The following is a 26666-nucleotide window of genomic DNA, read 5'->3' on the forward strand; positions in this document are numbered from 1 at the left end:
ATGCACTTCAGCGAATTGATGGCAGTTCTTTCCACGCACGCTATCCGTCTTCAACAGGAAGAAGACGATCTGGTGATTCTCGGTGACGACGAGGGGCTGGACAGTGCCACTCTTGAAAGCCTGAGCGTGCACAAGGCGGAACTGCTTACGCTGGTGGCTCGAATGGGCGGTGACTGGCTCAGCCCGGCCTTTCGCATTACTGCCGACATGCTGCCGCTGGCCAATCTGAGCCAGGAAGCGATTGACAGAATCGTCGACGCGATACCGGGTGGGGCTGGCAATGTGCAGGACATCTACCCGCTGGCGCCCCTGCAGGAAGGCATTCTCTATCATCACCTGACGGCCGGGCAGGGCGACCCCTATGTGTTGCGGGCGTTGTTCGGGGCCGAAAGCCGCGAACGTCTCGACGACTTCGCCCAGGCACTGCAGGCGGTGATCGAACGCCATGACATCCTGCGCACGGCGATGGTCTGGGAAGGCCTCGAAGAACCGGTGCAAGTGGTGTTGCGCGAAGCAACGCTTGGCGTGGATGAGCTGACGCTGGACGCGGCTGGCGGCGACATCGAAACCCAGTTGCACGAACGCTATGATCCCCGGCATTTCCGCCTCGATCTGCGCCAGGCCCCGTTGATGCGCATGGTGTGCGCTGAAGATCCGGCCAACGCGCGCTGGGTCGCTATCCTGCTGTTCCACCACATTGCCATTGACCACGCTGCGCTGGACCTGGTGAAGCACGAGATGCAGGCGTTTCTGCTCGGCGAAGGCCATGCCTTGCCCGAAGCAGTGCCTTATCGTAACTACGTGGCACAGGTCCGACTGGGTGTCGGGGCTGATGCTCATGAAGGTTTTTTCCGCGAGATGCTGGCCGACATCGATGAGCCGACGCTGCCGTTCGGCGTGCTCGAAACGCCGGGCGGCGACTCACTGATCGAAGATGTGCACCTGCCCGTCGATGACGCATTGAGCGCGCGCCTGCGGACACAGGCCCGACAGCTTGGGGTCAGCGCCGCGAGTCTGCATCACCTCGCCTGGGCGCGGGTGGTGGGTGCACTGTCGGGTAAATCGGATGTGGTTTTCGGCACGGTGCTGATGGGCCGGATGCAGGGCGGCGACGGCGCTGACCGGGCGTTGGGCATGTTCATCAACACCTTGCCGTTGCGGGTCAGGCTCGAAGGGCATGCGGTGCGTGAAGGGGTCAGAACCACCCATGCACGGCTGACTGCCTTGCTCGGTCATGAACATGCGTCGCTGGCCCAGGCCCAGCGTTGCAGCGGCGTTGCCGCACCGGCGCCGTTGTTCAATTCGCTGCTCAATTACCGTCACAGTGCCAGCGAAGCGGTGGCTTCAGCCGAAGCGCTCCAGGCCTGGAACGGCTTGCAGAGTCTGGGCAGCGAGGAGCAGAGCACTTATCCGATCACGCTGTCGGTGGATGACCTGGGCCAGGGCTTCAGCCTGACGGTTCAAGCCCTGGCGCAGATCGGTGCACAGCGTATCGGCGAGTACATGTTGACGGCACTCGGCGCGCTGGTAGAGGCGCTGGAGCAGCAGCCGCAAACCCCGTTGCAGCGTCTGCAAGTCCTCTCTGCAGCCGAACGCCAGCAAGTGCTGCACGACTTCAATGACACGGCACGCGATTACCCACGCAACAGCAGCCTGCAGGAACTATTCGAACAACAAGTGGCGACGCAGCCTGATGCACTGGCTGCTGTGCAGAACGACCAGTGCCTGACCTACCGGGAGCTGAACGGTCGCGCCAACGCGCTGGCCCGCCACCTGGTCAACCTCGGTGTGCAACCGGGCGAGCGAGTGGCATTGCTGCTGGAGCGCTCCCTTGATCTGCTGGCCGGTCAGTTGGCGATTATCAAATGCGGTGCGGCGTATGTACCGCTGGACATCAACGCCCCCGCCGAGCGTCAAACGTTCATGCTGCAAGACTGTGGTGCACGGCAGGTGTTGACGCTGTCTCGCCATGACCTGCCCGACGGCATTCAGCGGATTGACCTTGACTTGCTGGAACTGCAAAGCGATGCACCCAACCCGGTACATTCGGCGTCCGCCGAGTCGGTGGCCTACATCATGTACACCTCCGGTTCCACTGGCATGCCCAAAGGCGTGTTGGTGCCGCACCGTGCTGTCAGCCGTCTGGTGCTCAATAACGGTTATGCCGATTTCAATGCCGGGGATCGTGTAGCGTTCGCCTCCAACCCGGCATTCGACGCCAGCACCCTGGATGTCTGGGCGCCGCTGCTCAATGGCGGCTGCGTGGTGGTGGTCGAGCAGTCGGTGCTGCTGTCACTTGACGAGTTCCGCGCGCTGCTGCTGTCTCAGTCGGTCAGCGTGCTGTGGATGACCGCGGGCCTGTTTCATCAATATGCCAGCGGCCTGATGGAGGCCTTCGCCAGGTTGCGCTACCTGATCGTCGGGGGGGACGTGCTGGACCCGGCAGTAATCGCCCGGGTACTGGCAGAAGGCGCACCGCAACACCTGCTCAACGGCTACGGCCCGACCGAAGCGACGACCTTTTCCACGACCCATGAGATCACCTCGGTCGGCAGCGGCGGTATACCCATCGGCCGGCCGATTGGCAACAGTCAGGTCTATGTGCTCGATACCTTGCGCCAACCGGTAGCGGTCGGAGTGGCGGGGGAGCTGTATATCGGCGGACAGGGCGTGGCCAAGGGTTACTTGAACCGTCCGGAGCTGAACGCCACACAGTTTGTCGCCAACCCTTTCAGCGACGACGCTGGAGCCCTGCTGTACCGCACTGGCGACCTTGGTCGCTGGAACGCAGACGGGATTGTCGAGTATCTGGGCCGTAACGACGACCAGGTGAAAATCCGTGGTTTCCGTATCGAACTGGGTGAAATCGAAGCGCGTCTGGTCGAGTGCCCCGGCGTCAGAGAAGCCGTGGTGCTGGCCCGCCAGGACGAATCTGCACACAAACGCCTGGTGGCGTACGTGGTCGGCGAAGAAAACAGCGCCTTGTCAGCGGTCGAACTGCGCCGCGAACTGGCGGCGTCTCTGGCCGAATACATGGTGCCAAGCGCCTTTATGGTGCTGGACTCTTTCCCGCTGACCGCCAACGGCAAGCTTGATCGCCGGGCCTTGCCGGTACCGGACGCCGACGCCTACGCCAGCCGCGAATTCGAGGCACCCGAGGGTGAAGTGGAAATCACCCTGGCGCGCTTGTGGTCCGAATTGCTCAACGTTGAGCGCGTCGGTCGTCACGATCACTTCTTTGAGCTGGGCGGGCACTCGCTGCTGGCCGTCAGCCTGATCGAGCGTATGCGCCTGGCGGGGCTGAGCGCCGATGTACGCGTGCTGTTCAGCCAGCCCACGTTGGCCGCACTGGCCGCCGCCGTCGGCGCAGGCCGTGAAATCAATGTACCGGCCAACCTGATTGGCCAAGGCTGCGAGCGCATCACTCCAGAGCTGTTGCCGCTGGCAAGTCTGACCCAGGTGCAGATCGACCAGGTGGTGGCCAGCGTGCCCGGTGGCGTGGCGAATGTTCAGGATATCTACGCGCTGGCGCCGTTGCAGGAAGGCATTCTTTATCACCACATGGCAGCCGAGGTCGGCGACCCCTATGTGTTGCAGAGCCAGTTCGCCTTTGATAACCGCGAGCGCCTGGACGCCTTCGTTCAGGCTTTGCAGATGGTTATCGACCGTCATGACATTCTGCGTACCGGGGTGGTCTGGGGTGGTCTGGACTCACCTGTGCAAGTGGTCTGGCGCGAAGCGCAGTTGCACCTTGAAGGGCTTGAGCTTGACCCGGCAGACGGTGAGATCGGCGCGCAACTGCATAGCCGCTTCGACCCGCGTCACTACTGCCTCGATATGACTCAGGCGCCACTGATGCGCCTGGTCTACGCCGAGGATCCGCTCAATCAGCGAATCACCGCGATGCTGCTGTTCCATCATATGGCCCTGGATCATATGGCCATGGAGGTGGTGCAGCATGAAATGCAAGCCTGGCTGCTCGGCGAGAGCGAAACCCTGTCGGCGCCAGTGCCATACCGCAACTACGTGGCTCAGGCGCGGCTGGGTGTCAGCCAGGCTGATCATGAAGTGTTTTTCCGCGACATGCTGGGTGATATCGACGAGCCGACGCTGCCGTTCGGCCTGCAGGATGTGCAGGGCGACGGGCGTGATATAGAAGAAGCCGTCCTTGCCGTGGATAGCCAGCTGAACCTGCGCCTGCGTGCTCAGGCCCGACAACAAGGGGTGAGTGCCGCGAGTCTGGTGCACCTGGCCTGGGCCCAGGTGCTGGGCAAGGTTTCCGATCGTCGCGATGTGGTGTTCGGCACCGTACTGCTGGGCCGTATGCAGGCCGGCGAAGGCGCCGACCGGGCACTGGGGATGTTCATCAACACCTTGCCGCTGCGGGTCGCCGTGGGCGGGCAGGGTGTACGCGCCGGGGTCAAGGCGACACACGCGCAACTCACTGCGTTGCTCGCTCACGAACATGCATCGCTGGCGCTGGCTCAGCGTTGCAGCGGGGTTGCCGCACCGACGCCACTGTTCAGCGCACTGCTCAACTACCGCCACAGTGCGGTTGGCAGCGTGTCAGAACGTGCCGTACAGGCCTGGCAGGGTATTCATGCCCTGAGCAGTGAAGAGCGCACCAACTATCCATTGACGTTGAACGTCGATGATTTGGGTGACGGCTTCAAACTGGCTGCGCTGGCGACGAACGCGATCGGTGCGCAGCGCGTGTGTGGCTACATGCACACGGCTCTGGAGCATCTGGTGGACGCGCTTGAGCTAATGCCACAAGCGTCGTTACAAGGCTTGTCGATCCTGCCGGCTGTCGAACGTGAGCAGTTGCTGGTGGGTTTCAACGACACCGCGCTGGATTACCCGCATGAACAGACCATTCACGGTATGTTCGAAGCGCAGGTCGAGCGCACGCCTCAGGCGCTGGCAGTAGTCCACGGCGAGCAGCGTCTGACGTATCGCGAGCTTGACCAGCAGGCCAACCGTCTGGCGCATGCGTTGATCAAGCAGGGCGTGCAGCCGGATTCCCGCGTCGGCATCTGCGTTGAGCGCGGTGCGGATATGGTCGTCGGCTTGCTGGCGATCCTCAAGGCGGGCGGCGGTTACGTGCCGCTCGACCCGGCTTATCCAGCGGAACGTATTGCCTACATGTTGCAGGATAGCGCTCCGGCCGCAGTACTGGCTCAAACCGCTACTCAAGGCCTGCTGGCCGACGTTTCGGTACCTGTCATCAATCTGGATCTGAGCAATTGGCAGGACGAATCCGTCCAGAATCCGCAGGTGCCAGGGCTGACTTCAGCGAATCTGGCGTACCTGATCTACACCTCAGGTTCGACCGGTCTGCCGAAAGGCGTGATGATCGAACACCGCAACACCGTGAACTTCCTGACCTGGGCGCACACCGCTTTCGACGCCTCGGCGCTGGAAAAAACGCTGTTCTCCACCTCGCTGAACTTTGACCTTGCGGTCTACGAGTGCTTCGCGCCGCTGACCTCGGGCGGCAGCATCGAAGTCGTCAAAAACGTTCTTGAACTGCAGCACGGCGAACACGATATCGGCCTGATCAACACCGTACCGTCGGCGCTTAAAGCGCTGCTGGAAGTCAACGGCCTGCCGGAATCGGTGCACACCGTGAACGTGGCCGGTGAAGCGCTCAAGCGCAGCCTGGTGGAAGATCTATTCGAAAGAACCGGCGTGCAGCGCCTGTGCAACCTCTACGGTCCTTCGGAAACCACCACCTACTCGAGCTGGGTGGCGATGGATCGCGAAGACGGTTTTGCTGCGCACATCGGCAAACCGGTCGGCAACACCCGGTTCTACTTGCTGGATGAGCAGCAACAGCCCGTGCCACTGGGTGTTGCGGGTGAAATCTACATTGGCGGTGCCGGTGTGGCCCGTGGCTACCTGAACCGTGACGACCTGACCGCCGAACGCTTCCTGCTGGACCCGTTCAGCCAGCAGCCGGCGGCACGCATGTACCGCACCGGCGACCTGGGCCGCTACCTGCCAGACGGCAATATCGAATACCTCGGCCGTAACGACGATCAGGTGAAAATCCGCGGCTTCCGTATCGAGCTCGGCGAGATCGATGCGCGTCTGGCCAAACACCCGGCGGTCCACGAAGCCGTGGTCACTGCCCGCGAAGACATTCCCGGCGACAAGCGTCTGGTGGCTTATTACACCCTGGTGTCCGGGCACACCTCGGTGGACATCGACAACCTGCGCAGCCATTTGCAGGAAAAGCTGCCCGAGTACATGGTTCCGGCCATTTACGTGCTGCTGGAGGCCATGCCTCTGACACCGAATGGCAAGCTCGACCGCAAGGCCCTGCCGGCGCCGGACGTTGAGGCACTGAGCAGTCGTGGCTATGAAGCGCCACAAGGTGAGACCGAAACGCAGCTTGCTGCCATCTGGCAAGACTTGCTGGGCGTGGCCCGGATCGGTCGTCACGACAACTTCTTCGAACTGGGCGGTCACTCGCTGCTGGCGGTGAGCCTGATCGGGCGTATGCGCCAATTGGGCCTGAGCGCCGATGTGCGCGTGCTGTTCAGCCAGCCAACCCTGGCCGCACTGGCTGCTGCAGTTGGCGGTAGCACGGACATCGTGGTGCCGGCCAATCTGATCACCGAGGATTGCCAACGTATTACGCCCGATCTGCTGCCACTGGCCAGCCTGACCCAAACGCAGATCGATCAGGTGGTCGCCACAGTACCGGGCGGCGTGGCGAATGTGCAGGACATCTACCCACTGGCACCGTTGCAGGAAGGCATTCTCTATCACCACATCGCCGCCGAGCAGGGCGATCCCTATGTGCTGCAGGCGCATTTCGCCTTTGATGACCGCGCGTGCCTGGACGCCTTCGTCCAGGCTTTGCAGACGGTTATCGATCGTCACGACATTCTGCGCACCGGTGTCGTCTGGAAAGGTCTGGACTCACCCGTGCAGGTGGTCTGGCGCCACGCACAATTGCCTCTTGAGATGTTGCAACTCGACCCGGCAGCCGGTGATGTCAGCGCGCAACTGCACGACCGCTTCGACCCGCGTCACCACCGCCTTGATGTCACTCAGGCACCGCTGATGCGCCTGGCCTATGCCGAAGACCCGCTGAATCAGCGGATCTGCGCGATGTTGCTGTTCCATCACATGGTCCTCGATAACATGGCGATGGCCGTGGTACAGCATGAAATGCAGGCCTGGTTGCTGGGCGAAGCTCAAAATCTGTCGACACCGGTGCCATACCGCAATTATGTGGCCCAGGCACGCCTGGGCGTCAGCCAGGCCGATCACGAAGCGTTTTTCCGCGACATGCTCGGTGATGTAGACGAGCCGACGCTGCCGTTCGGTCTGATCAATGTGCAGGGCGATGGCCTTGATATCGAGGAAGCCAACCTTGCGCTGGCCCCTCGGTTGAACCTGAGACTGCGCGCTCAGGCCCGACAACAGGGGGTGAGCACCGCCAGTCTGCTGCACCTGGCCTGGGCTCAGGTATTGAGCTCGGTTTCAAACAGGCAGGACGTGGTGTTCGGCACCGTGCTGATGGGCCGGATGCAGGCCGGGGAAGGCGCCGAGCGTGCATTGGGGATGTTCATCAACACCTTGCCGCTGCGGGTTTCGGTGAGCGGGAAAAGCGTGCGGGACGGGGTCAAGGCCACTCATAAACGTCTGACTGCCTTGCTGGGTCATGAGCATGCTTCACTGGCGCTGGCTCAGCGTTGCAGCGGCATTCCCGCGCCAACGCCACTGTTCAGTTCGCTGCTCAACTATCGCCATAGTGCGCCTGGCAGCGTATCCGAGCGGGCGACCCAGGCCTGGCAGGGTATTCATACGCTGAACAGCGAAGAACGCACCAACTATCCATTGACCTTGAACGTCGATGACTCCGGTGAAGGCTTCAACCTGAACGTACTGGTCACCGGCGCCGTGGGTGCCAAACGGGTCTGCGCTTACATGCAGACCGTGCTGGAACATCTGGTGGATGCGCTTGAGCAGTCACCGTCTGCGGCCCTCGACAGCCTGTCGATCCTGCCTGCTGGCGAACGTGCGCAATTGCTGGTGGCGTTCAACGACACAGCAATGGCTTACCCGCAGCAGCAGACCATTCATGGCTTGTTCGAAGCACAGGTCGAGCGCACCCCGCAGGCGCTCGCAGTGGTTCACGGCGAACAGCGCCTGACGTATCGCGAACTCAACGAGCAGGCCAACCGCCTGGCCCATGCCTTGCGCAAGCAGGGCGTGCAGCCGGATTCCCGCGTCGGTATCTGTGTTGAACGCAGTGCCGAGATGGTCGTCGGTTTGCTGGCGATCCTCAAGGCGGGCGGTGGTTACGTGCCGCTGGATCCGGCTTATCCAGCGGAACGTATTGCCTACATGCTGCAGGACAGTGCGCCGGCAGCCGTGCTGGCGCAGTCGGCAACCGAGGCGCTGCTGGCCGACGTTTCGGTGCCAGTCATCAACCTTGATTTGGGCAACTGGCAGGACCAATCCGTCCAGAATCCGCAGGTGCCGGGGCTGACTTCTGCGCATCTGGCGTACCTGATCTACACCTCGGGTTCGACCGGGCTGCCGAAAGGCGTGATGATCGAACACCGCAACACCGTGAACTTCCTGACCTGGGCGCATAGCGCTTTCGACGCCGGGACCGCCACTTCGGCACTGGAAAAAACGCTGTTCTCCACCTCATTGAACTTCGACCTGGCGGTCTACGAGTGTTTTGCGCCGCTGACCTCGGGCGGCAGTATCGAAGTCGTCAAGATCGTGCTGGAACTGCAAAACGGCGAGCACGATATCGGCCTGATCAACACCGTACCGTCAGCGCTCAAGGCCTTGCTAGAAGTCGATGGCTTGCCGACGTCGGTCCATACCGTGAACGTGGCGGGTGAAGCGCTGAAACGCAGCCTGGTGGAATCGCTGTTCGAGAAAACCGGCGTCCGGCGCCTGTGCAACCTCTACGGGCCTTCGGAAACCACCACCTATTCAAGCTGGGTCGCGATGGATCGCGAAGACGGCTTCGCTGCGCACATCGGCAAACCGGTCGGCAATACGCAGTTCTACCTGCTGGATGAACAGCAACAGCCTGTTCCGCTGGGCGTCGCGGGTGAAATCTACATTGGCGGTGCCGGTGTGGCGCGCGGTTATCTGAACCGTGACGAACTCACTGCCGAGCGCTTCCTTACGGATCCGTTCAGTCAGCAGCCAGCAGCACGTATGTACCGCACCGGCGACCTTGGCCGTTATTTGCCAGACGGCAATATTGAATACCTGGGTCGTAACGACGATCAGGTGAAAATCCGTGGCTTCCGCATCGAACTGGGCGAGATCGATGCGCGTCTGACCAAGCACCCGGCGGTCCACGAAGCGGTGGTCACTGCCCGTGAAGACATTCCCGGCGACAAGCGTCTGGTGGCTTATTACACCCTGAGCGCAGGGCATGCTTCAGTGGACATCGACAGCCTGCGCGGCTGGCTGCAGGAACAACTGCCGGCCCACATGATCCCGGCGGCCTATGTGCTGCTCGATGCAATGCCGCTGACCCCGAACGGCAAACTCGACCGCAAGGCCCTGCCCGCACCGGACGGTGATGCACTGATCCGTGGCGGCTACGAGGCGCCACAAGGCACAGCCGAAATCACTCTGGCGAAGATCTGGAGCGACTTGCTCAACATCGAGCGTGTCGGTCGCCACGACCACTTCTTTGAACTGGGCGGCCATTCGCTGCTGGCGGTGAGCCTGATTGAACGTATGCGCCAGGCTGGCCTGAGTACCAACGTGCGTACGCTGTTCAGCCAGCCGACCCTCGCGGCACTGGCTGCGGCGGCAGGCGCGGTCGACGAGCTGGTGATCCCGGCCAACCGCATTCCAGCCGACTGCCAGAAAATCACCCCGGACATGCTGCCGCTGATCAACCTGACCCAGGTGCAGATCGATCAAGTGGTCGCTGGCGTGCCTGGCGGCGCGGCGAACGTACAGGACATCTACCCGCTGGCCCCCTTGCAGGCGGGCATTCTCTATCACCACATCAGCGCCGAGCAGGGCGACCCCTATGTATTGCAGGCGCAGTTCGCCTTTGACAGCCGCACTCACCTGGATACCTTTGCTCAAACGCTGCAAACGGTCATCAACCGCCATGACATCCTGCGCACCTCCATGCACTGGGAAAGCCTCGACGAGCCGTTGCAGGTGGTCTGGCGCCATGTCGAGATCAGCGTAGAAGAAGTTCAGCTCAACCCTGGCCTTGGTGATATATCCCGTCAGTTGCAAGAGCGTCTGGACCCACGCCAGATACGCCTGGACATCCGTCAGGCCCCCTTGATGCGTCTGGTGTGTGCGTTGGACACCGTCAACCAGCGCTGGCTGGCGACCTTGATGTTTCACCACATGATCCTTGACCACACCGCGCTGGATCAGGTGCGCTATGAGATGCAGGTCTGCCTGCTCGGTCAGGCCGATCAGCTTGGCGACTCCATTCCTTACCGCAACTATGTCGCTCAGGCCCGACTGGGCCTTAACGAACGCGACCACGAGCTGTTCTTCAAGGACATGCTTGGCGACATCGACGAGCCGACGCTGCCGTTCGACCTGCACGATGTACAAGGCGACGGTAACGCTATCGATCAGGCCCGTCTGATGCTGGACAGCGGTTTGAGCCAGCGCCTGAGAGTTCAGGCGCGGCAGCTTGGGGTCAGCGCGGCGAGCCTGCTCCATCTGGCGTTCGCGCAAATGCTGGGTCGCCTCAGCGGACGTGAACACGTAGTGTTCGGCACCGTATTGATGGGCCGGATGCAGAGCGGCGAGGGCGCCGAACGAGCCCTTGGCATGTTCATTAACACCTTGCCGCTGCGGGTGGACCTGGGCGAACAGGCCGTGCGTGACGGGGTCAAGGCCACGCATCGGCGGTTGACCGGGCTACTCGGGCATGAGCACGCGTCGCTGGCGCTGGCCCAGCGTTGCAGCGGCGTAGTTGCACCGGCGCCGTTGTTCAGCGCCTTGCTCAACTATCGTCACAGCAGTGTTGCCGTGACCGATGAAGCGCTCACCGCCTGGAATGGCATGCAATCGCTGGCGCTGGACGATGAAGAACGCACCAACTACCCATTGACCGTCAATGTCGACGATATGGGCGAAGGCTTCCTGTTCACTGCGCTGGTGGCGGCGAGCATAGGCGCGCAGCGTCTTTGCGACTATCTGCAGTTGGCAGCAGAAGGGCTGGTCGATGCGCTGGAACAGGCGCCGCAAACTCCACTGCACGCCATTTCGATACTGCCGCCCAGCGAACGGAAACAGTTGCTCGAGCAGTGGAACGAGTCTGGCAAGCACTACGCAAATGACGTGCCTATCCACCAGCAATTCGAAGCCCGCGCTGCAGAACGGCCAGACGCCGTCGCGCTGATGTTCGAAGAGCAGACCCTGAGCTACGGCGAACTCAACGCGCGTGCCAACCAGGTCGCGCATCGCTTGCTGGCATTGGGTGTGCGCCCGGATGATCGCGTGGCGATCTGCGTAGAACGTGGCCCGGCGATGATCATCGGCTTGCTGGGTATCCTCAAGTCCGGCGCTGGTTACGTGCCACTGGACCCGGCTTACCCGCTTGAGCGTCTGGCCTATACCCTCGGCGACAGCACGCCGGTGGCGTTGCTGAGTCAACAGTCAGTGCAGCAAGCCTTGCCAGTGACGGAAGTCCCCATCATTAGCCTTGACGATGCCGACTTGCAGGACGAATCCGTCTGCAATCCAGAGGTGTCGGGGCTGACGGCTGCGAGCCTGGCCTACGTCATCTACACCTCCGGCTCGACCGGTCTGCCCAAAGGCGTGATGGTCGAGCATCGCAACGTTGCGCGGCTGTTCTCGGCCACTCAAGACTGGTTCGGATTCGGCGAGCAGGATGTGTGGGCGCTGTTCCACTCGTTCGCCTTCGACTTCTCGGTCTGGGAAATCTGGGGCGCGCTGCTGCACGGCGGACGTCTGCTGATCGTGCCGCAACTGGTCAGCCGTTCACCTCGAGACTTCCACGACCTGCTGTGCAGTGCCGGGGTCACGGTGCTCAACCAGACACCGAGTGCGTTCCGCCAGCTGATTGCCGCACAGGGCGAGAACGAGCAGGCGCATTCGCTGCGCCAGGTGATTTTCGGTGGAGAAGCGCTGGAAACGGCGATGCTCAAGCCGTGGTATGCCCGGCAAGCGAACGCCGGTACACAACTGGTAAATATGTACGGCATCACCGAAACCACGGTGCATGTGACCTATTACCCGTTGCAGCCCGAAGACGCCCAGCGTCTTGGCGCCAGCCCCATCGGCAGGCGCATCCCCGACTTGCAGCTGTATGTTCTTGATGCCCGCGGCGAGCCGGTGCCGGTCGGCGTGGTCGGCGAGTTGTACGTCGGCGGTGCCGGTGTGGCACGTGGCTACCTGAACCGTGAAGCACTGACGGCCGAGCGTTTCATCGATAACCCGTTCAACACGGCGCCGGGTGCGCGCCTGTACCGCACCGGTGACCTGGGCCGCTGGCTGGCCGATGGCAGCCTTGAGTACCTGGGACGGAACGACGAACAGGTCAAGATTCGCGGCTTCCGCATCGAGTTGGGCGAAATAGAAGCACAACTCGTCGCGTGTGACGGTGTACAGGATGCCATGGTGCTGGTCCGTGAGGACGAACCGGGCGACAAGCGTCTGGTGGCCTATGTCATCGGTACCGCGGGCGCCGAACTGGACGCCACCCACTTGCGCGAGCAACTGCGCCTGTCGCTGGCCGAGTACATGCTGCCGAGCGCCTTTGTCAGCCTTGAAGCTTTTCCACTGACGGCCAACGGCAAACTCGACCGCAAAGCCCTGCCAGCGCCCGACCGTTCGGCGGTGGCCAGTCGTGGCTATGAAGCGCCCGAAGGCGACACCGAGATGGCCATTGCACGGATCTGGCAAGACCTGCTCCAGCTGGAGCAGGTCGGCCGGCATGACCATTTCTTCGAACTGGGCGGTCACTCGCTGCTGGCCGTGAAATTGATCGAGCGCATGCGCCAGATCGATCTGGTTGCCGATGTACGCGTACTGTTCAGCCAGCCGACCCTGTCTGCCCTGGCGGCAGCGGTGGGTGGCAAAAGTGCAGTAGAAGTGCCCGGCAACCTTATTCCCGCCAACTGCGAGCGCATCACCCCCGACATGCTGCCATTGGTGTCACTGAGCCAGGACGACATAGATCGTGTAGTAGCCAGCGTGCCCGGCGGTCTGGCCAACGTGCAGGACATCTACGCGCTGGCGCCATTGCAGGAGGGGATTTTGTATCACCACCTTGCTGCGGCCGAAGGTGATCCATACCTTCAATACGCACTGTTTGCCTTTGACAATATCGAGCGTCTGTACAGCTTCGCCGAGGCCCTGCAAGGCGTGATCGCCCGGCACGATATCCTGCGCACCGCGGTGCTTTGGGAGCGTCTCGATTCCCCTGTGCAAGTGGTCTGGCGTGAAGCGACTCTGGGTCTGGATGAACAGGTGCTGGACCCGGCCGATGGCGATATCACCGAACAATTGCTCAAGCGCCTGGACCCGCGTAACACGCGCCTGGACATCCGTCAGGCGCCGATGCTGCGCATCGGCTACGCACAGGACGCGGCGAACAACCGCTGGCTGGGCATGCTGTTGTTCCACCACCTGGTCGACGATGCCACGTCATTGCGCATACTGAGCAGCGAAATCGAGGCGCACATGCTCGGTCAGCAAGCCTCGCTGCCGCCGTCCGTGCCTTATCGCAACTACGTGGCCCAGGCCATGCTCGGCGTCAGCCGCGAGGAGCACGAGGCGTTTTTCCGCGACATGCTGGGTGACATCGATGAACCGACGCTGCCGTTCGGTCTGCAGGACGTGCAGGGCGACGGACGTGGTATCGAAGAAGTGCGCCAGTTGGTCGACGTCGACCTGAGCCGACGCCTGCGCGTGCAGGCCCGCCAACTCGGAGTCAGCTCAGCCAGCCTGTATCACCTGGCCTGGGCCCGTGTGCTGGGCGCTGTATCAGGCAAAGAGGACGTGGTGTTCGGCACCGTGTTGCTCGGTCGCCTGCAAGGCGGCGCCGGGTCCGACCGGGCGCTGGGAATGTTCATCAATACCTTGCCGCTGCGTGTCACGCTGGGCGAGCAGGGTGTGCGCAGCGGTCTGAAAGCCACTCACGCACGACTCAGCGGGCTGCTGGCCCATGAACACGCCTCGCTGGTACTGGCCCAGCGTTGCAGTGGCGTACCTGCTTCGACACCATTGTTCAGCTCGCTGCTCAACTTCCGCCATACCGGTGATCTCGACGCGAGCGACCAGGCGCTGGCCGCCTGGGAAGGTATTCAGGCGCTGCATGGCGAAGAACGCACCAACTACCCGCTGACCTTATGCGTGGATGACCTGGGCGAAGGTTTCAACCTGACCGTCATGGCCGAAGGGCAGATCGGTGCCAAGCGTGTGTGTACCTACATGCACTGTGTGCTGGAAAATCTGGTGCAAGCACTGGAGCAGACCCCGGACGCAGCGCTGGGAGCACTGAATATCCTGCCTGCTAGCGAGCGCCAGCAACTGCTCGAAAGCTGGAACACCCCGCATGCGCTGCAGGCCGACGACGCCTTGATTCACCGTACCTTCGAAGCCTGGGTGGTGGCGCAGCCGAATGCCGTGGCCCTGGACTATGAAGAGCGCACCCTGACCTATGCCGAGCTGAACACCCGCGCCAACCAGGTAGCCCACTACCTGCTGGGCCTTGGCGTGCAGCCGGATGACCGGGTGGCGATCTGTGTCGAGCGCAGCCTGGAAATGATTGTCGGCCTGCTCGGGGTGCTCAAGGCCGGTGCGGGTTACGTGCCGATTGACCCGGCCTATCCGGCCGAGCGTATCGCCTATCAGTTGCAGGACAGCGCGCCGATGGCGGTGCTGGCCGATGCTGCGGGGCTGGCATTGCTAGGCTCGTTCGATGGCCCACGCGTAGATCTGCACAGTCCGGCGTTGCAGGCACAACCGGGTCACAATCCACAACTGACCGGGCTCAGCCCGCGCCACCTGGCTTACGTTATCTACACCTCCGGTTCGACCGGCCTGCCCAAGGGCGTAATGGTCGAGCACCGCAACGTGGCCCGGCTGTTCTCGGCCACCCAGAGCTGGTTTGGCTTCAACGAGCAGGATGTCTGGGCCTTGTTCCATTCATTCGCTTTCGACTTCTCGGTCTGGGAAATCTGGGGCGCGCTGTTGCACGGCGGGCGTTTGTTGATAGTGCCGCAACTGGTCAGCCGCTCCCCGCAAGACTGCTACGCATTGTTGTGCAACGCCGGAGTGACGGTGCTCAACCAGACCCCGAGTGCATTCCGCCAGTTGCTCAATGCCCAGGGCGAGAGCGATCAGCGGCACTCCTTGCGCCAGGTGATTTTTGGTGGCGAAGCGCTGGACACCGGGATGCTCAAGCCGTGGTACGCCAGGGTGATCAACGCGGGTACGCAGTTGGTGAACATGTATGGCATCACCGAAACCACGGTGCATGTGACCTATCACCCTCTGGTGGCGGCAGATGCTCAGCGTTCAGGCGTGAGCCCTATTGGTGTGCGCATTCCCGATTTGCAGTTGTATGTACTTGATGCACGCCGCGAGCCGGTGCCGGTGGGTGTGGTCGGCGAGCTGTATGTCGGCGGCGCCGGCGTTGCGCGGGGCTACTTGAACCGTGAAGCGCTGACGGCCGAGCGTTTCCTGGCGAATCCGTTCAGCAAGGAGCCTCAGGCGCGCCTGTACCGAACCGGCGACCTGGGTCGCTGGATGGCCGATGGCAGTCTCGACTACCTGGGCCGCAACGACGACCAGGTGAAGATCCGTGGTTTCCGTATCGAGCTGGGCGAAATTCAAGCCGTGCTGGCCGCCTGCAACACGGTCCGCGAAGCGCTGGTGCTGGTCCGCGAAGATCAACCGGGCGACAAGCGCCTGGTGGCCTATGTGATCGCTGCGCCCGGCCACGAAATCGTGGCGGCTGACTTGCGTGCGCAGTTGCTGCTGTCCCTGGCCGACTACATGGTGCCCAGTGCTTTTGTAGCCCTGGACAGCTTCCCGCTGACCGCCAACGGCAAGCTCGACCAAAAGGCGTTGCCTGCACCGGATGCTCAGGCGCTGGCAATGCGCGAATACGCGCCGCCAGAGGGCGACGTCGAGATCGCCATCGCACAGATCTGGCAGTCTCTGCTGCAAGTGCCACAGGTTGGCCGCCACGATCATTTCTTCGAGCTGGGCGGGCATTCCTTGCTGGCCGTCAAACTGATCGAGCGCATGCGCCAGATCGACCTCTCGGCTGACGTGCGCGTGCTGTTCAGCCAGCCGACCCTGGCCGCACTCGCCGCGGCGGTGGGCGGGTACACAGAAGTACAGGTGCCGGATAACCTGATCGTACAGGGCTGCGAGCGTATTACCCCGGACATGCTGCCGCTGGCTGATCTGGATCAGGCAGGGATTGATCGCGTTGTGGCGAGCGTGCCGGGCGGCCTGGCCAACATCCAGGACATCTACGCTCTGGCCCCCTTGCAGGAAGGCATTCTCTATCACCACCTGGCCGCGGATGAAGGTGACCCCTACGTCTTGCAGATGCTCTTCGCCTTCGATGATCGCGAGTGCCTGGCCGGTTTCGCCGCGGCCTTGCAGAGCGTGGTCGAACGCCACGATATCCTGCGCACCAGTGTGGTCTGGGAAGGGCTTGAACAGCCGGTACAGGTGGTATGGCGCAACGCGAAACTGAGCCTGGAAGAAGTGACCATCGATCCACTCGACGGTGACGTGCTGACACGACTGCGCGAGCGTTTTGACCCGCGTCACTATCGCCTGGACATCGGCCAGGCGCCGCTGATGCGCATCGCCTACGCCGAGGACAACACCCACCAGCGTTTGGTCGGCATGTTGCTGTTCCACCATCTGGCGCTGGATCACACCTCGCTGGAAGTGGTGGTGGAGGAAATGCAGGCCAGCCTGCAGGGGCAGATCGAGCAATTGCCGGCCCCGGTGCCTTATCGCAACCATGTGGCCCAGGCGCGTCTGGGTATCAGCCAGGCCGAGCACGAAGCGTTTTTCCGCGACATGCTCGGCGACATCGACGAACCGACCCTGGCTTACGGCATACAGGACGTGCAGGGCGATGGCAGTGGTATCGAGGAAGTGCATCAGGTGCTCGACAGCCAGCTGAGCAGCCGTATACGCAGTATTGCGCGGCAGTTGGGGGTTAGCGCTGCCAGTCTGGCGCACCTGGCATGGGCTCAGGTGGCAGGTCGGGTTTCGGGCCGTGAAGAAGTGGTATTCGGTACCGTACTGATGGGCCGGATGCAGGGCGGCAATGGTGCCGACCGGGCGCTGGGCATGTTCATCAACACCTTGCCGCTGCGCATCAGCGTCGGCAGCCAGAGCGCTCTGGCGGCGGTCAAGGTCACTCACCAGCGCCTGTCGGCGCTGCTGGGGCATGAGCATGCCTCACTGTCGCTGGCCCAGAGCTGCAGCGGCGTGCCGAGTTCGCTGCCGCTGTTCAGCACCTTGCTCAACTACCGCCACAGCAACGGTGGTGCGGCCTCGAGCGAAACATTGTCAGCCTGGCAGGGCATTCAGACCCTGAGTATGGAGGAACGCACCAACTATCCGTTGTGCCTGAACGTCGATGACCTGGGCGATGACTTCATGCTCACCATTCAGGCCGTCCAGCAAATCAGTGCCACGCGCATCGGCGAGTACATGCAGGTTGCACTGCGCAGCCTGGTGGACGCACTGGAACACACGCCGCAGGCAGCGCTGAACAGCCTGTCGATACTGCCGGACGATGAGCGCGAGCTGTTGCTGACGGGCTTCAACGACACAGCCCACCCTTATCCGCGTGATGTACTGATCCACCAACTGATCGAACAACAGGCCGCCCAGCGTCCGGATGCCTGCGCCGTACGTGGCGACAGCGGGCCGTTGCTCACTTACGCCGAACTCAACCAGCAGGCGAACCAGCTCGCCCATCGCCTGATCGAGCTGGGCGTGGAGCCTGATACGCGGGTCGCGGTCAGCCTGCGTCGCGGCCCGGAAATGGTCGTGGCGCTGTTGGGTATTCTCAAGGCCGGTGGCGCCTATGTACCGATCGACCCTGACCTGCCCAGCGCCCGCCAGGCGTATATGCTCGAGGACAGCTCACCGCAGGCAGTGCTGACCACTCGGGACCTGAGCGACAACCTGCCGGCCTCGGATCTTCCGGTGCTGGTGCTCGATGGCCACGATGACCGTGCGCAACTGGCCAGGCAGCCGAGCGTCAACCCGGATGCCAAGGCCCTGGGCCTGCAGCCGAATCACCTGGCCTACGTGCTCTACACCTCCGGTTCCACCGGCACGCCCAAAGGCGTGATGAACGAACACCTGGGCGTGGTCAACCGCCTGCTTTGGGCCCGCGACGCCTATCAGGTGAACAGTCAGGATCGCATACTGCAAAAGACCCCGTTCGGCTTCGACGTGTCGGTGTGGGAGTTTTTCCTGCCACTGCTGACCGGTGCCGAACTGGTCATGGCCCGTCCCGGTGGCCATCAGGATCCGGACTATCTGGCGCAGGTGATGAGTGACGCAGGCATTACCCTGCTGCACTTCGTGCCCTCGATGCTCGATGTGTTTCTGGAACACCGCTCAACCCGCGACTTCCCGCAACTGCGCCGCGTGCTGTGCAGTGGCGAGGCCTTGCCTCGTGCGCTGCAGCGCCGTTTCGAGCAACAGCTCAAGGGCGTTGAACTGCACAACCTGTATGGCCCGACCGAAGCGGCCATCGACGTTACTGCCTGGGAATGCCGTCCGACGGATCCGGGCGACAGCGTGCCCATCGGCCGTCCGATTGCGAACATTCAGATGCACGTACTCGATGCCTTGGGCCAGCTGCAACCAATGGGCGTGGCCGGTGAGCTGCACATTGGCGGCATCGGCGTGGCGCGGGGTTACCTGAACCAGCCGGAGCTGAGTGCCGAGCGTTTCATCGCCGACCCGTTTTCCGACGCCCCGCAGGCACGCCTGTACAAAACCGGCGACGTCGGTCGCTGGCTGACCAATGGCGCGCTGGAATACCTGGGCCGTAATGACTTTCAGGTGAAGATCCGCGGCTTGCGTATCGAAATCGGCGAAATCGAGGCCGCCCTGGCTAAACACCCGGCGGTCCATGAAGCGGTGGTCACTGCTCGCGAAGACATACCCGGCGACAAACGTCTGGTGGCTTACTACACGCAGTCTGCCGAGCACGCTGCTGTCGATATCGAAACCCTGCGCAGTCACCTGCAGCAAGTGTTGCCTGAATACATGGTTCCGGCCATTTATGTGCTGCTTGAAGCGATGCCACTGACCTCGAACGGCAAGCTGGATCGCAAGGCGCTGCCAGCCCCGGACGGTGATGCGCTGATCAGCCGCGGCTACGAAGCTCCCCAAGGCGAAATCGAGGAGCAGATCGCGCTTATCTGGCAAGACCTACTGGGCGTCGAGGAGGTCGGGCGTCATGACCACTTCTTCGAACTCGGCGGTCACTCGCTGCTGGCGGTCAGCCTGACCGGGCGTATGCGCCAGTTGGGCCTCAGCGCCGATGTACGCGTACTGTTCAGCCAGCCGACCCTGGCTGCACTGGCCGCAGCCGTGGGCGGTGGCACCGAGATCGTGGTGCCCGCCAACCTGATCAGCGAGGACTGCCAACGCATTACGCCTGAGCTGCTGCCATTGGCCAACCTGACCCAGGCGCAGATCGATCAAGTCGTCGCAACCGTGCCGGGTGGCGTGACCAATGTGCAGGACATCTACCCGCTGGCGCCGTTGCAGGCAGGCATTCTTTATCACCATCTGGCCGCCGAAATCGGTGACCCCTATGTGTTACAGACGCAGTTCGCCTTTGATAACCGCGAGCGCCTGAACGCCTTCGTTCAAGCGTTGCAAATGGTCATCGACCGTCACGACATTCTGCGCACCAGCGTGGTATGGGACGGTCTGGAGTCACCGGTGCAAGTGGTCTGGCGTCAGGCACAGTTGCACCTTGATGCACTTGAGCTTGATCCGGCTGACGGCGATATCGGTGCGCAACTGCACAGCCGCTTTGACCCGCGTCACTACCGCCTGAACATCGGCCAGGCACCTTTGATGCGTGTGGCCTATGCCGAAGACCCGCTCAACCAGCGCATCTGCGCGATGCTGCTGTTCCATCACATGGCGCTGGACCACGTCGCGCTGGAAGTGGTGAAGCATGAAATGCAGGCATGGCTGGCAGGCGAGGCCGACACTTTGGCGGCGTCGGTACCCGTGCCGTATCGCAACTATGTGGCCCAGGCACGCCTGGGTGTCAGCCAGGCCGATCACGAAGCGTTTTTCCGCGACATGCTCGGCGACATCGACGAGCCGACGCTGCCGTTCGGTTTGCAGGATGTGCAGGGTGAAGGGCGTGACATCGAGGAAGCCAGCCTGGCGCTTGACCCTCAACTCAACCTGCGCCTGCGTGCTCAAGCCCGCCAGCAAGGGGTGAGTGCCGCGAGCCTGGTGCATCTGGCCTGGGCTCAGGTGCTGGGCAAGGTGTCAAACAGGCAGGATGTGGTGTTCGGCACTGTACTGATGGGCCGGATGCAGGGTGGCGAAGGTGCCGAGCGAGCCTTGGGGATGTTCATCAACACCTTGCCGCTGCGGGTTTCAGTGGGTGAGCAGGGTGTGCGTGACGGGGTCAAGGCCACTCATAAGCGCCTGACTGCATTGCTCGGTCACGAACATGCCTCACTGGCGTTGGCCCAGCGTTGCAGCGGTGTTGCCGCGCCGGCGCCCTTGTTCAGCGCACTGCTCAACTATCGCCACAGTGGGGTCGGCAGTGTGTCCGACCAGGCCATGCAGGCCTGGCAGGGCATCGCGGTCCTCAGCGGTGAAGAACGCACCAACTACCCACTGACCTTGAACGTCGACGATCTGGGCGAAGGGTTCAGCCTGACGGCGTTGGTGGTTTCGTCAATCGGCGCGCAACGGGTGTGCGGCTACATGCACACGGCGCTGGAAAACCTGTTGATGGCGCTGGAGCAGACGCCAGAAACGTCATTGCAAGGTTTGTCGATCCTGCCAGTTGTCGAGCGCGAGCAGTTGCTGGTGGCGTTCAACGACACCGCACTGGATTACCCGCAGCAGCAGACCATTCACGGGATGTTCGAAGCCCAGGTCGAGCGCACGCCGGAAGGGGTGGCAGTGGTTCACGGCGAACAGCGCCTGACGTATCGCGAGCTCAACCAGCAGGCCAACCGCCTGGCTCATGCGTTGATTAAGCAGGGCGTGCAGCCGGATTCTCGCGTCGGAATCTGTGTTGAACGTGGCGCCGCGATGGTCGTGGGTTTGCTGGCGGTCCTCAAGGCGGGCGGCGGTTACGTGCCGCTCGACCCGGCTTATCCAGCGGAACGTATTGCCTACATGTTGCAGGACAGCGCTCCGGCGGCCGTGCTGGCTCAAACCGCGACTCAGGGCCTGTTGGCCGACGTTTCGGTGCCTGTGATCAATCTTGATCTGAGCAATTGGCAGGACGAATCCGTCCAGAATCCGCAGGTGCCAGGGCTGACTTCAGCGCATCTGGCGTACCTGATCTACACATCCGGCTCCACCGGCCTGCCGAAAGGCGTGATGATCGAACACCGCAACACCGTCAACTTCCTGAGCTGGGCACACACGGCTTTTGACGGCTCTGCACTGGAAAAAACCCTGTTCTCCACTTCGCTGAACTTCGACCTCGCGGTCTACGAGTGCTTTGCGCCGCTGACGTCGGGCGGCAGCATCAACGTGGTGAAAAACGTCCTTGAACTGCAATACGGCGAACACGATATCGGCCTGATCAACACCGTGCCGTCAGCGCTTAAGGCACTGCTGGACGTGGATGGGCTGCCGGAATCGGTGCACACCGTGAACGTGGCCGGTGAAGCGCTGAAGCGCAGTCTGGTTGAGTCGCTGTTCGAGAACACCGGCGTGCAGCGCCTGTGCAACCTCTATGGCCCGTCTGAAACCACTACCTACTCAAGCTGGGTGGCGATGGACCGCGAACACGGTTTCGCTGCGCACATCGGCAAACCAGTGGGCAATACGCAGTTCTACCTGCTGGATGAACAGCAACAGCCTGTGCCACTGGGTGTCGCGGGTGAAATCTACATCGGCGGTGCAGGTGTGACGCGCGGTTATCTGAACCGCGACGACCTGACCGCCGAGCGCTTCCTCAAAGACCCGTTCAGCCAAAACCCGGCTGCACGCATGTACCGCACCGGCGATCTTGGCCGCTACCTGCCAGACGGCAATATCGAATATCTGGGCCGTAACGACGATCAAGTGAAAATCCGCGGCTTCCGCATCGAGCTCGGCGAGATCGATGCACGCCTGGCCAAACACCCGGCGGTCCACGAAGCGGTGGTCACTGCCCGCGAAGACATTCCCGGCGACAAGCGTCTGGTGGCTTATTACACCTTGGCGTCCGGGCACACCTCGGCGGACATCGACAGCCTGCGCGGCTGGCTGCAGGAGCAATTGCCGGCCTACATGATCCCGGTGGCCTATGTGCTGCTCGATGCACTGCCACTGACGCCAAACGGCAAGCTGGACCGCAAGGCCTTGCCGGCACCGGAAGCCGATGCACTGATCAGCCGTGGTTATGAAGCCCCACAAGGCGAAACCGAAACGCAGATCGCGGCTATCTGGCAAGACCTGCTGGGCGTTGCTCAGGTCGGTCGTCACGACAACTTCTTCGAGCTGGGCGGTCATTCGCTGCTGGCCGTCAGCCTGATCGGGCGTATGCGTCAGTCGGGCTTGAGCTCGGACGTACGCGTGCTGTTCGGTCAGCCGACGCTGGCGGCGCTGGCAGCAGCAGTTGGCGGCGGCACGGAAATCGTGGTGCCCGCCAATCTGATTACCGAGCACTGCGAACACATCACCCCGGACCTGCTGCCGCTGGCCGACCTGACCCAGGCGCAGATCGATCAGGTGGTCGCCAGCGTGCCGGGCGGCGTGGCGAATGTGCAGGACATCTACCCGCTGTCGCCGTTGCAGGAAGGCATCCTCTATCACCACCTCAGCGCTGAGCGCGGAGATCCGTATTTGCTGCAATCGCTGTTCGCCTTCGACAGCCAGGAGCATGTCGACGACTTTGCCCGCGCCTTGCAGTTCGTTATCCAGCGCCATGACATTTTGCGCACCGCACTGGTCTGGGAGGGGCTGGACGAACCGATGCAAGTGGTCTGGCGTCAGGCGTTGCTGATGCGTGAAAGCTTTGACCCGGACCCGCAAGGCGGCGACGTCGCGACACAGTTGCACCAGCGTTTCGACTCCCGCCACCAGCGTCTGGACATTCGTCGGGCGCCGATGATGCGTCTTGTACATGCCTGGGATGAGCCAAACCAGCGCTGGCTGGGCTGGCTGCAGTTCCATCATCTGGTCATGGACCATACCACGCTGGAAGTAGTGCGCCATGAGATGCAGGCCTGCCTGCTGGGGCAGGGTGCTCAACTGGGCTTGACGGTGCCATATCGCAATTACATCGCTCAGGTTCGCCTGGGCATGAGTCAGGAGGAACATGAGGCGTTCTTCCGCGACATGTTGAGTGACGTTGACGAGGCGACGCTGCCGTTTGGTTTGCAAGAGGTGCAAGGTGACGGTCATGACATCGAAGAAGGCTGTCTGGCGGTGGATCTGGAGCTCAGCCGTCGTTTGCGCGCTCAGGCCCGTCAACTGGGCGTAAGTGCCGCGAGCCTGGTCCACCTGGCCTGGGCGCAGCTGTTGAGCAAGGCCTCGGGGCGTGACGACGTAGTGTTCGGCACCGTGCTGCTGGGCCGGATGCAAGGTGGTGAAGGCTCAGAACGGGCGCTGGGCGTGTTTATCAACACCTTGCCGCTGCGTGTGAGTCTGGGCGACCAAGGCGTGCGTGACGGGGTCAAGGCCACGCACCGACGGCTGACCGCATTGCTCGGGCATGAACACGCGTCTCTGGCGCTGGCCCAGCGTTGCAGCGGCGTGGTCGCACCGGCTCCGTTGTTCAGCGCGCTGCTCAACTATCGCCACACCAGCGTTGCTGTGACCGATGAGACGCTGACGGCCTGGAATGGCATGCACGCCCTGGCGCTGGGCGATGAAGAACGCACCAACTATCCATTGACCCTCAACGTCGATGACCGGGGCGAAGACTTCCTGTTGACCGTACAGACCGTACCGCTGATCGACGGCGCACGTATCTGCGCCTACATGCAGCAAACCTTGAGCAATCTGGTCAACGCGCTGGAGCAGGCACCGCAGACCCCGTTGCACGCCATTGCGATACTGCCGGACAGCGAGCGCGAGCAGTTGCTTGAACAGTGGAAGCAGCCCGGCACTGCCTATACGAGCGAGACACCGATTCATCTGCAATTCGAAGCCCGCGCCGCGCAACAGCCAGACGCCGTGGCGCTGGTGTTCGAAGAGCAGACCCTGAGCTACGGCGAACTCAACGCCCGCGCCAACCAGGTTGCCCATCGCCTGCTGGCTCACGGCGTTCGTCCGGATGATCGGGTGGCGATCTGCGTCGAACGCGGCCCGGCGATGATCATCGGCTTGCTGGGCATTCTCAAATCCGGTGCTGGATACGTGCCACTGGACCCTGCATACCCCCTTGAACGGCTGGCCTACACCCTCGGTGACAGCGCACCAGTGGCGTTGTTGAGTCAGCGGTCAGTGCAGAGCACCTTGCCAGCCTCGGAAGTGCCGGTGATCAGTCTCGACGATGACTTGCAGGGCGAATCCGTCTGCAATCCGCAGGTGCCGGTAATGCCCACCAACCTGGCCTATGTGATCTACACCTCCGGCTCCACCGGTCTGCCCAAAGGTGTGATGGTCGAGCATCGCAACGTTGCGCGGCTGTTCTCGGCCACCGAAGAGTGGTTCGGTTTCAACCAGCAGGATGTCTGGGCGCTGTTCCATTCGTTCGCCTTCGACTTCTCGGTCTGGGAAATCTGGGGCGCATTGCTGCACGGCGGCCGTCTGTTGATCGTCCCGCAACTGGTCAGCCGTTCGCCCGAAGACTTCTATAACCTTTTGTGCAGTGCCGGGGTGACGGTGCTCAACCAGACGCCAAGTGCGTTCCGTCAGCTGATTGCTGCCCAGGCTGAGAACACTCAGGCACATTCGCTGCGTCAGGTTATTTTCGGTGGTGAAGCGCTGGAAACGGCGATGCTCAAGCCGTGGTACGCCCGGCAAGCGAACGCCGGTACACAACTGGTAAATATGTACGGCATCACCGAAACCACGGTGCATGTGACTTATTACCCGTTGCAGCCCGAAGACGCCCAGCGTCTTGGCGCCAGCCCGATCGGCAGGCGCATTCCCGACTTGCAGCTGTATGTTCTCGATGCCCGCGGCGAGCCGGTGCCGGTGGGTGTGGTCGGCGAACTGTATGTCGGCGGCGCCGGTGTGGCTCGGGGCTACCTGAACCGTGAAGCACTGACGGCCGAACGTTTCCTCGACAACCCGTTCAGCCACGCAGCGGATGCGCGGATGTACCGTACCGGCGACCTGGGACGCTGGCTGGCCGACGGTAGCCTTGAATACCTGGGGCGCAACGATGAGCAGGTGAAGATTCGTGGTTTCCGTATCGAACTGGGCGAGATCGAAGCGCGTCTGGCTGAATGTCCTGACGTCCGCGATGCCGTTGTGTTGTGTCGTGAGGATGTGCCCGGCGACAAGCGTCTGGTGGCCTATGTCACGGCGCAGCAGCCGGAGAGCCTGCTGGACATCGAAAGCCTGCGCGAGCATCTGCAGAGTACATTGCCGGAGCACATGGTGCCCGCAGCCTACGTGCAACTCGATGAGTTGCCACTGACGGCCAACGGCAAGCTCGATCGCAGGGCGTTGCCGGTGCCCGACCGCTCGGCGCTGGCCAGTCGTGGCTACGCAGCACCTGAAAACGACACCGAGATGGCCATTGCGCGGATCTGGCAAGACCTGCTGCAACTGGAGCAGGTCGGTCGGCATGACAACTTCTTCGAACTGGGCGGTCACTCACTGCTGGCCGTTAAACTGATCGAGCGCATGCGCCAGATCGATCTGGTTGCCGATGTGCGCGTGCTGTTCAGTCAGCCGACCCTGTCCGCCCTGGCGGCGGCGGTGGGCGGCAAGGGTGCCGTAGAAGTACCCGTCAACCTCATTCCCGCCAACTGCGAGCGCATCACCCCGGGCATGCTGCCTCTGGCAGCGCTGAGCCAGGATGATATCGACCGCGTGGTGTCCAGCGTGCCTGGCGGTCTGGCCAACGTGCAGGATATCTACGCCCTGGCGCCGCTGCAGGAAGGGATTTTGTATCACCACCTTGCCGCGACCGAGGGTGACCCGTATCTGCAATACGCACTGTTTGCCTTTGACAGCCTCGAACGTCTGCACAGTTTCGCCCAGGCACTGCAAGGCGTGATCGACCGGCACGATATCCTGCGCACCGCTGTGCTTTGGGAGCGTCTCGATGCAGCGGTGCAAGTGATCTGGCGTGAAGCGCCTCTGGGTATGGATGAGTGGGTACTGAACCCGGCCGATGGCGACATCGCCGAACAACTGCTCAAGCGTCTGGACCCTCGTCACACGCGTCTGGACATTCGTCAGGCGCCGATGTTACGCATCGGCTATGCACATGACGCGGAAAACGACCGCTGGCTGGGCATGCTGCTGTTCCATCACCTGGTGGACGATGC

1 protein-coding gene (running past one end of the window) is annotated in these 26666 nt (G+C 62.3%); it reads left to right on the forward strand.

The window, feature by feature from the left end:
• Nucleotides 1-26666: part of a syringopeptin non-ribosomal peptide synthetase SypC coding region (sypC, locus tag KBY08_RS22170; protein ID WP_225651259.1), annotated on the forward strand (this coding region is incomplete at its 3' end). The annotated region continues 1333 nt past the right edge of the window; the window shows 26666 of its 27999 annotated nt.

The organism is Pseudomonas sp. P135 (genome assembly GCF_020312125.1).
Classification (GTDB): domain Bacteria; phylum Pseudomonadota; class Gammaproteobacteria; order Pseudomonadales; family Pseudomonadaceae; genus Aquipseudomonas; species Aquipseudomonas fragariae.